The sequence below is a fragment of the Arsukibacterium sp. MJ3 genome, assembly GCF_000987765.1.
Taxonomy (GTDB): Bacteria; Pseudomonadota; Gammaproteobacteria; order Enterobacterales; family Alteromonadaceae; genus Alishewanella.
Window position 1 is genome coordinate 1 of sequence record NZ_LAHP01000059.1, and the last position, 1658, is coordinate 1658.

2 protein-coding genes are annotated in these 1658 nt (G+C 41.6%); both read left to right on the forward strand.

Going from position 1 to position 1658, the window contains the following annotated elements:
- Positions 1-224 precede the first annotated feature (224 nt).
- Entirely contained in the window at positions 225-725 is a 501-nt protein-coding gene (locus VT06_RS16660) for a helix-turn-helix domain-containing protein (RefSeq protein WP_046555456.1), read from the forward strand.
- The gene (locus tag VT06_RS16665; protein WP_082122580.1) at positions 725-1567 is read left to right on the forward strand and encodes an IS3 family transposase; all 843 of its coding nucleotides are present in this window, start codon (positions 725-727) and stop codon (positions 1565-1567) included. The genes VT06_RS16660 and VT06_RS16665 overlap by 1 nt, the downstream gene beginning before the upstream one ends.
- Positions 1568-1658 lie beyond the last annotated feature (91 nt).

The following is a 1658-nucleotide window of genomic DNA, read 5'->3' on the forward strand; positions in this document are numbered from 1 at the left end:
AATAGCAAGGTCAATGAAAACAAAATAATAAATCTACATTTGCAGCCGTTCTAATGTCGGTTTAACGAATATTTACTATAACTATACTCATATAACGAATCACAGGTACGCCCCGGTTCAATCAACACAAACTAAATAACGTACGCAATAGCGTAAAAAGGCCAACACAGCATGAATGAAGTGACCCCCAATAGTTGGACATTCCAATTACTGGGGGTCTTTTTATGTCAAAACATCACAGAACGTTTAAGTTAGAGCTTGCTAAAAGAGCTTTAGAGCAAAGTTCAACCCAGCTCAGCCGTGAATTTAAGGTATCCGCACGACAGATTCGTTACTGGGCTTCGGTTTATCGGGTTCATGGTTTAGACAGCTTTCTTCACACCGGTTATCCTTATAGCTTTGAATTTAAACTAAAAGTACTCACCACCATGCGCAAGCAAGGTTGGTCACTTAACGACGCGAGTGCGTACTTTGATTTATCAACATCAGGTATATTATTTCAATGGCAAAAGCTTTATGCTCATGAAGGTATTTCCAGACTTCACCCCAAGAAAAAGGGTAGACCCCGCATGAAACATAAGCCCTCAGAGCCAAAGCCATCAGAGCAAATGACAGAGAAAGAGCTACGTGAAGAGCTAGACTACTTGCGTGCGGAGAATGCTGTCTTAAAAAAGTTAGAAGCCTTGGCCCAAGCAAAAAAGAAACGAGCAAAGAGAAAACCTTAGTGGTTGTTGAGCTCAAGGCGCAATTTAGCTTACGGAATTTACTGAAAGCGACCGGTTTACCTAAAAGCGTTTATTACTACCATTGTGAATCAATGCAGCGGCCTTGCCCTGATGAATCGTTAAAGGCACAAATCCAAGCCATATACCACGCCCACAAAGGGCGTTATGGGTATCGAAGAATAGCACTCACATTACGTTTATCAGGGTTACTGGTTAACCATAAGCGTGTGCAACGGCTCATGTGTGAGCTCGGGTTGAAATCAAAAGTGAGGCCAAAACGGTATCGTTCGTATAAGGGTGAAATCGGCCGAATTGCGCCTGATTTAGTACAAAGAAAGTTTACTGCTGATAGGCCGAATCAAAAATGGGTAACGGATGTCACCGAGTTCAAAGTAGGCGAACAAAAAGTATACCTATCACCTGTCATCGACCTGTTTAATCAAGAGGTTGTGAGCTATGAAGTAAGCAAATCCGTGAGGTTACCTTTGGTCACCGAGATGCTAAAGAAAGCAATAAAGAAGCTACGGCACGATGAAAGGCCAATTGTTCACTCAGACCAAGGCTGGCAATATCAGAATAAGCGGTATCAAAAGCACTTAAGAGAGAAAGGTTTACAACAAAGTATGTCGAGGAAAGGGAACTGTTTAGATAACGCAGTAGCAGAAAACTTCTTCGGGATACTTAAAACAGAGATGTATCATAACGAAGTATTCAAAACGGCGGATGAACTCATTGAAAACATCAAAGAATACATCGACTATTACAACAACAAACGTATTAAGCAGAAATTAAAAGGCCTGAGTCCGATTGAATATCGAAATCAGGCCTTGATAGCCGCTTAGAAATGAGTCCAACTTTATGGGGTCACTTCAATAGTGGGGCTTTTTGTTTTTCGCTGTGTACCAAATTTGTAGCAAACTCGCACGCTCTGCT